Annotated in this window: 8 protein-coding genes; 1 reads left to right on the top strand and 7 read right to left on the bottom strand. The window is 44.1% G+C overall.

Features of this window, described 5'->3' with window-relative positions:
- The 5 genes from GRP75_RS16000 to GRP75_RS15980 all read right to left on the bottom strand — a co-directional run.
- On the bottom strand, positions 1-155 hold a 155-nt coding region (locus GRP75_RS16000), incomplete at its 3' end, for a helix-turn-helix domain-containing protein (RefSeq protein ID WP_160789793.1).
- A gap of 8 nt (positions 156-163) precedes the next feature.
- A complete protein-coding gene (locus GRP75_RS15995; RefSeq protein ID WP_023987986.1) occupies positions 164-604 on the bottom strand; it encodes a DUF86 domain-containing protein in 441 nt (146 codons plus the stop codon).
- A gap of 24 nt (positions 605-628) precedes the next feature.
- On the bottom strand, positions 629-916 hold the full coding sequence (locus GRP75_RS15990) for a Dabb family protein (RefSeq protein WP_013309679.1): 288 nt from the start codon (positions 914-916) through the stop codon (positions 629-631).
- Positions 917-996: 80 nt separating this feature from the next.
- Positions 997-1,422 carry a phage holin family protein gene (locus GRP75_RS15985; protein WP_023987985.1) on the bottom strand — a complete coding sequence of 142 codons (426 nt, stop codon included), beginning with the start codon at positions 1,420-1,422 and terminating at the stop codon, positions 997-999.
- A gap of 206 nt (positions 1,423-1,628) precedes the next feature.
- Entirely contained in the window at positions 1,629-2,765 is a 1,137-nt protein-coding gene (locus tag GRP75_RS15980) for a polysaccharide deacetylase family protein (RefSeq protein WP_160789792.1), read from the bottom strand.
- Positions 2,766-3,527: 762 nt separating this feature from the next.
- Between GRP75_RS15980 and GRP75_RS15975 the strand changes: the two genes are divergently transcribed.
- A protein-coding gene (locus GRP75_RS15975) for an IS3 family transposase (protein ID WP_160789791.1) occupies positions 3,528-4,672 on the top strand; the annotation gives its coding sequence in 2 pieces (ribosomal slippage) (positions 3,528-3,801 and positions 3,801-4,672; 1,146 coding nt in all).
- 87 nt (positions 4,673-4,759) lie between these two features.
- Here the strand turns inward: GRP75_RS15975 and GRP75_RS15970 are convergent.
- Positions 4,760-5,215: a hypothetical protein gene (locus GRP75_RS15970; RefSeq protein ID WP_160789790.1), complete on the bottom strand. Its 456-nt coding sequence runs from the start codon at positions 5,213-5,215 to the stop codon at positions 4,760-4,762.
- Between the two features lie 16 nt (positions 5,216-5,231).
- Positions 5,232-7,434, bottom strand: a 2,203-nt coding sequence (locus GRP75_RS29795; protein ID WP_237449071.1) for a polymorphic toxin-type HINT domain-containing protein, incomplete at its 5' end; no start/stop codon positions are given.

The raw sequence follows: 7,434 nt of genomic DNA, 5'->3' as shown, positions 1-7,434 counted from the left end.
TCCTGCTCCATCAATTTGAGATGCCTGCGCACTCCCATTTCGGTAATGCCCAATTGAGCTGCCAAGCTTCCGACGCCCACAGGTCCCTGGGTTTTCAATAATGTCATGATCATGCGCCTAGTGGGCATTTCGGGTACGATATACTTATCCGTCACTTTTGCCTTTACACTCCCTCGGGCTGGGGACCCAATTCCTTATTTAAATAATCATGCACGTTAGATGCAAAAAGCTCCAGCAACCCAGGCAGCTTTGGTGTAAGCGGGTGAAGGCTTGTCCGGTCCCAATGGAAGTACTCCTGTACTAGGGGTTTACGTAAGCCTACCAGCTCTACTAGCGAATGAAATACGGTATCATCCAGTACACCCTCCTCATGAATGATACCGATAATATCCTCATAGCTACTAGCGTCACGCATAATAAATCCGTCGATGATATAGCTTCCTACGTCCGTTACCGTCTCAATTGCCAGATGAAGGCAGCGCTCCTGCACTAGCCCCTGCAACAGATCGCCGTTCCAGGCAGCAGAAGTCTGGCGAAGTCCGGCGACAATGTCGGGAACAGCCCCTAGTCGAAGCTCAATTTGTTCCCGGTTGACATAATACAAGGTCCTACACCTCCAGTAATCGCTTTAGATTTCATAATCAACTGCGATAGATACATCCTTTACTTCATTCATGTGTACAATAATTTCCTGGTGCACAGGGTGTACCTGATACGTTTGCAAATCCTCCAGTGTTTCGACAACTGCGGTAAGGGAAATATCATAAGAACGTTCCGAACGAATCACATCCGTACCTACTTCGAGTGACAGCAGCTCTTTGATTTTGCCGTTCATGCTGCGCAAGATGGATGCCGTGTGCTCAATGCTTTCGGGGGAGCGGTCTTTCAATTTGAACAAAACAATATGTTTAATCATGCGTATAGGCTCCTTATCTTAAAATGTTCTCTTGAAAATTTTATCATAACGCCCCACATACGGAAAGAAACTTTGTAATTCTAGCGATCTTTTCCGCCATTTTTACCATCAGACTCCTTGTCCTTTAATAGGGCAAAAAAATTCTTGAGCTTCGGTGGGAGCGGCAGACCCATTCGTGAACAGTTTTCCGTAATAGAGATCAATTCATTGGATAAATAAAAATACGTTGTCGCCCCTTTCATGATTTCGGTACCCATCAGGAGATCCACGTGATGCGCCAAAGAAATTACCATTAGCATTAAAGCCTTTCTAGCCAGCCCCCAAAAGCCGGCTTTACTGCTTAAACCTTGCCCAGTCTTAATTGCTGCGGCGACTCCAGTCACATAATCAACAGCCATTGCAACCGTGAATAGCACCATTAGCTGATTCCAGCCGCCAAAGGCAAACGTAATAAGGGCTCCTGCGGTAGCGCAAATCATACTAAACATACTCGGATTAATATTCATACCTCTCCTCCTCTCGGGGCGGTTACTGTAATATATGCAGCGACGTGGTAACCCGTAAAGTCATATGACCTGTGCATAGACATGAATTCATAGATTCATATAAAGCATGCTGCAAACTTCACAATTCCGAGCGAATACAACAAAAAGACACCTTTTCAACCACTATATAATGGTTGAAAAGGTGCCTTTTCTTTCATGCTATTCAATTAACGATGATCATTCCAAAAATTAAGCGGAGTCAGGTTATCATTCAACGGCTCGAACGAATATCCTTCTTTCTGCAAAGCGGCCATGATTTGTGGAAGAACCTTGATCGTAGATGGCTTATCATGCATAAGAACGACTGGTGTTCTGCCTTGCTTTTTCAATCTTCTAATATCACTTAGGACAGTCTGTACAAAATGCTCTGGATTTTTAGTATAACGCCAATCATTGGAATCGATATTCCAGTCCCAAATATGATAACCTGCACCCGTCAGTTGATCACGATATGCTTTCTTCAAATACGGTTTGCTGCCATAAGGTGTACGAATCAAAGAAGTGCGTTTTCCTGTAGCCTTAAATAAAATTTCATTATCCTGATTCATCTCTGCCAATGCTGCTGCCGGGGATGCATAGATTTTCTTCACCTGATGCGTCATCCCATGCAGGCCCAAACCATGACCCGCCTCTACCATTCTTTTCATCACTGTGCTATGTTGACGAATTTCAGGTCCCAGCATGAAGAAAGTAGCCTTCGCATTATATTTATCTAAAATATCCAGCAGCTGCGACGTATGCGCCGTAGGACCATCATCGAAGCTCAAATAAATCGTACGGCTGGATGATGAGGCAGTTCCCTTGTTGCCTGAATTGCTGGCTTTGCCCGGTTTGACAGCTGCATACTGTTTAATTTCTGTTGCGAATGTATTCAAAAACTGAGCATCAGACAAACTAGCATTTGCGTTCTGAATTCGATATAGATTACTTGTTGGAAGCGTAATAGTGAAGCCGAACGCATCGGTCAAAGTGCGAATTGGCACCATTGTACGATCTCCACGCTCGAACACATCCCCCTTGTTCAAATCCAGCGTAAAGCTGCGATTATGTCCAGTCAGTACCAATGTATTGCCGTTGGCCGAAGTAGAAATCCCCATCTTTTGCCCTAATGTAACGATAGGAACATACAACTTATCATTTTTCATTACGGGCTGAATGGTATTCGAATCTAGCAACACATCATTGACCCCCAGCAAAGGAGCCTTCGCTTGTGCACTCGCCGTATTCGTATGTATACCTAGCAAACCCAAACAACAGATTGCCATCAAGCATACAGCCATCCATTTTGCATTTAAAAGCTTCATTCATTACACCATCCTGTGCTGTATTTTATAATGTGCGGGAGCTATCTCTAGCTTGTCTATGAAGTTATACAGACATGACGATATAGACATGGCAATATAGACATTCACTCAACATATAGAACATAAACGCGTATGAACCGACTGAACCTGACGTCTTTTCGTTCCCCCTATATATATTAATAGATTACCAGACTATAGTAGGTAAATATAGTAAAACAATTTGAAAACAATCTCGCAACCCCCCTACCAGAGAAGGTTACAAAGTTGTGAATAAATTGGCCGGATCTAAAAAACCTCCTACTATTTGCAGTCGGTACAAGTAACTCTAGCGTTGCAACAGGTGGTATCCATGTCAAAACCTGAGCTCACAAAAATCTCTATAGGAATTTGGCCGTTCTCGAGTTCCATTCTCTCGTTTTACTTATACATGTTCTTCTTGTCTTCCATTAAAAAAGTAGGGCTGTCCGAGACCATTCCCATGACTTTGGGACAAGGGGCGGAGGTAAAAATAATAAAGGTATATTAATCAAAAACTTATATATGCGTACAATCGTATTTACGGAGTATCATATGAAATTGATGAGCGTAAAATCTGCTTCGACATAGCTTCCAATTCATTCGGCACCAGGTGCGGTGAAAAAAGACCTTGAGAGGCGTACCGGGACTGGGGACTGACCCCATAACGTGAGACAAATCAAAACACCTTCAAGAGAATCGAGCCATGTCGTAAGATATGGAGATAACCTTGGAGGTGTTTTTACGTTGGCAACGAGAGTGAGTTACCCCTTAGAAATAAAGATGAAAGCTATTGAAATGAGATTGGCAGGAGTTCCAGTAAGAGAGGTTATGGAGCAATTGGGAATACGGAATAAGACACAGCTAAAAACATGGATGAGGTGGTATCGAAAAGGCGAAGTGCATCGTCTGGAGCAACCTGTGGGTAAACAGTACAGCTACGGAAAAGGTCCGGAACACTCTTCGGAGCTCGAAAAATCAAAAGCGGAGAACCGGTTCCTGAAGCAGCAACTGGACCTGCTAAAAAAGTACAAGGAACTGGAAAGGAGGTGGAACCTCAAGTCGTCATTGCCTGGGTCGAGTCCATTCGAGAAGAAGTGACGGTGTCTGAGGCTTGTGCATGGCTCGGGATCGCAAGAGCTACCTACTACCGCTGGAAAGCAAGCGTGGAGACAGAGCGTACAGAGGCTACGGTAGAGAAAATCCGGCAGCTTTGCATCCGTCATAAATTTCGGTATGGTTACCGGAAAATCGCCGCACTCCTTCGGAGAGAGCAAAGAACGAATCACAAACGAGTTCAGCGGATGATGCAGCGCGAGGGGCTACAGTGCCGCGTGAGGATGAAGAAACGAAAGGCCACTGGGCAGCCCGCTCATCCAGCAGAAAATCTGTTGAAGCGGCAATTCCATGCAGAGGCGCCCCTGCAAAAGCTCGTCACGGACATCACCTATTTACCATTTGGCGGAAAGATGTTGTACTTCTCCAGCATTCTAGATCTGTACAACGGGGAGATTGTGGCTTACAGTATAGCGGACAAGCAAGATACGTCCTTGGTTTTGGATACGCTGAATCAACTTCCAAAACGGACAAGTATGCTGCTCCATAGCGACCAGGGAAGCGTATATACGTCACAGGCTTATCAAGCTGCAGTAAAGGGAAAAGGCATGACCATGAGCATGTCCCGTAAAGGAACGCCCGCTGATAATGCCCCCATCGAATCGTTTCATTCCACATTAAAGTCTGAAGCGTTCTACTTCGAAGATCTCATGTGTACAACGACTGCAATCGTTGAACAGACCGTTCGAGACTACATCACCTACTATAACTCAATTCGGATTCAAGCGAAACTAAATAACCAGTCGCCGGTGGATTACAGGCGACTGGCTGCTTAAACTTGCAAGGTGTTTTGATCCCTGTCTCACAAACGGGGGTCAGTCCCGTCCCTACCTCGTCAAGGTCTTCTTAAAAAGAATTTCTGTCTATTTATTATATCTTGCTTTATAGCCCTCGTGGTTTTCTAGCCAGAACGATGCTGTTCCAGAAGCAATCAAACATTGTGAATGGTTGTACCCTAATAAATATTCGGTATCAAAGTTAGTTACATAAAATTCAACATTGTAAATCTCATCGATAATTGAAACCACATCCTCACCACTATTTAATTTGAAAAACCCCTTTTCATCCTCTGGATTAAAGAATAAAATTACTGGATTTTTATTTACGAAATTGGATATCCACATCCATGAATCTGGAACATCAATTCCTACATAATCATGTATTCTTTCAAAAAGCGGAAAATTATGTGAACTACCATCTTCCAAGTACTTACTCATAATGCTCTGTTTTATTTTTACTGCTTCTTCTGCGGGCAAAATACTCAAGTCAATATCTAGTTTACTTGAGGCTGAAAATATTTGTTCTTTAATATTCCACATGTGTCCTCCCATTTGATTATTTATTCGCTGGTCTCCCAAATGGTACAGAATCAATTATTATATGTCCTACTGTATTCTTTTTACCCGGGGTTTGCCAACCAACATGTGGCGCATCAGGCCCGGAAGCCCAGTTCCCGTTTCTATCCACTCCATAATGTGCATAATCAATACTAACTTCTGCTCCGTTTTTTGATCGCCATTCCACTGGAAATGATTTACCATTTACATTTTTCGCCCATTTTGTTGCTGTAAATCCACTTTTATCAACACCTGTTTTACTAAATGCTAAATTAACCGCATCTCTCCAGGACTTTCCAGCACCCCTCCAATCCAAATCTTGTGATTTTAGTGCATATCTTAAAACACTACAATTATGCACCCAAACTCCGAGATTTGAAACGAAGTACGAATTGAAGTCTTTAACCTCAAAGTTATAAACTGTTGCTTTTCGCGGTTCTTTCTCAATCTTATCTATTGCCAGTTTAGAACCATCACTCGAAACAAGTAAGTCACCAGCTTTTAAGTCTTTAACAAACGTCCATCCTTTACCATCCAACCAAAAAGGATGTTCACCTGTTACCTCGATGATTTCATCTCCGATATGGACATAGTAGATTTCGTCAGCTTGTTTTTGGAACAGCCCCACGACCTCTTTATATGCCACTTCTCCAGTCTCATCAGACTTAGCAAGTACCTTCTCCCCTACCTCGATTTCCTCGATAGGTTTCTCTCCTTCGTCTGTTTGAACCTTAGTACCAGCTGTAAAGCAATTACATTTCCCTGATTTTACTTTACCACTATACTTCCCTTTGCCACTAAAGTTCACATCGCTAATCATTCCCATCGCAGCTATGCCAAGGACTTCGGCATCTGTCCACTTTTGGTATGCACTTAACAACTGATCTTTAGCCCAATCAGACTTGCCAGAACTATTCTTATAGTCACTTGTTCCCGTTAACAGGTCGTATAAGTAATTGTACTGGTTTGCTCCTCCATAAATGGACACAAAATCGTATCGTTTTCGTATGAAATCCTTGTATAACTGATAATTCTGATTCTTGCTGGAACCCGATTTAAGTCTGGCTTCATTTAGTAATATTCTAAGCTCTTGATAATCAATGGTCTCAAAATAATGTCCGCTCGGGTCCACATAGATTAGTGGATTATTGGCTACATACGCATACCCGTTCAAGCTTTGCGGATTGCTGATCTCGCCCTGATACGTATCCTCGCCCATAAAACGGGCTGTGCCCGGATCGTACCAGCGAGCCCGCAGGTACTGAAGCCCAGTCGTGTCATCCCAATACTCGCCAGCATAACGCAGCACGTTCGGAACGGTCTCTTTGACCTTCTCCGGGCCGCCCCAGATATCGTAGCTGTAGCTATTCAATTCCTTGCCCGAACTATCACTTAGGCCTACTACATCACCGTGACCGTTGAGCTGATAATATTGCAACTGCCCGCTTACCTTGTCTTGTCTGGCCCACAGTTGACCGGACAAGTCATACACGTAAGCGTAAGTGATCTTGGCTGTTCCACCTTGGACCTCGGCTTCCGCAATCAGCTTCGCTTCTTCGTCATAGTAATACCGAGTCGTTTTGCCGCCCTCTGTACGCTCGTACAGTAGACCGTCTCCGTTATAGCTGTACCCGACCTCTTTGCCTTCACCGGTCACCTTTGTCAGACGGCTGACAGAATCATACGTATATTCAGCATTTTTCATGCCGAACACTTTGCCACTGCTTTCAGCGCTTCGGTTTCCATTCGGATCGTAGCCATAGGTCTTATTTTTTTCACCAGCGGCTTCGCTGGCAATCCGATTTGACGGGTCATATCCAAACTGGTCTGTTGTTCCGTTTTGTGTACGTCCGATGATGTTTTTATTCCCATCCCGTTCATAACCAAATTGGTATAGCGCCGTACCGCCTTGCTCCACCGTAACCCCGGATAAATCCAGTCCGTTATAGCTGAATCGTGTACTCAGTCCTCTGCTCGAAGACTGACCTTTTAGCAAACCATTAGGAGCATAATCAAACGTCATGCTATCTAGTGATCCACCCGCAGCAGCACTCGCTTCTCCCAAACTCTGTACATTTGCCACACCGGTCCCAGCGCTAATGTCCATTTGGGTAACTCGGCCCACACTGTCCAGCTTGGATTGAACGTGCATAGACGTGCCAGCAGCATCTGTTAGCACATAGCCTGTACGAGACTGCTTG

Origin of the sequence: Paenibacillus sp. OT2-17 (assembly GCF_009827695.1) — a bacterium.
GTDB lineage: Bacteria > Bacillota > Bacilli > Paenibacillales > Paenibacillaceae > Paenibacillus > Paenibacillus polymyxa_B.
Note: the sequence above shows the minus strand (reverse complement) of the source record. Positions and strands in the feature narration are given on the sequence as shown.

Bases quoted from the DNA above. Each gene is read 5' to 3' on its own strand.
- GRP75_RS15980 (WP_160789792.1), bottom strand. From the start codon at position 2,765: ATGAAGCTTTTAAATGCAAAATGGATGGCTGTATGCTTGATGGCAATC.
- GRP75_RS15985 (WP_023987985.1), bottom strand. From the start codon at position 1,422: ATGAATATTAATCCGAGTATGTTTAGTATGATTTGCGCTACCGCAGGA.
- GRP75_RS15970 (WP_160789790.1), bottom strand. From the start codon at position 5,215: ATGTGGAATATTAAAGAACAAATATTTTCAGCCTCAAGTAAACTAGAT.
- GRP75_RS15990 (WP_013309679.1), bottom strand. From the start codon at position 916: ATGATTAAACATATTGTTTTGTTCAAATTGAAAGACCGCTCCCCCGAA.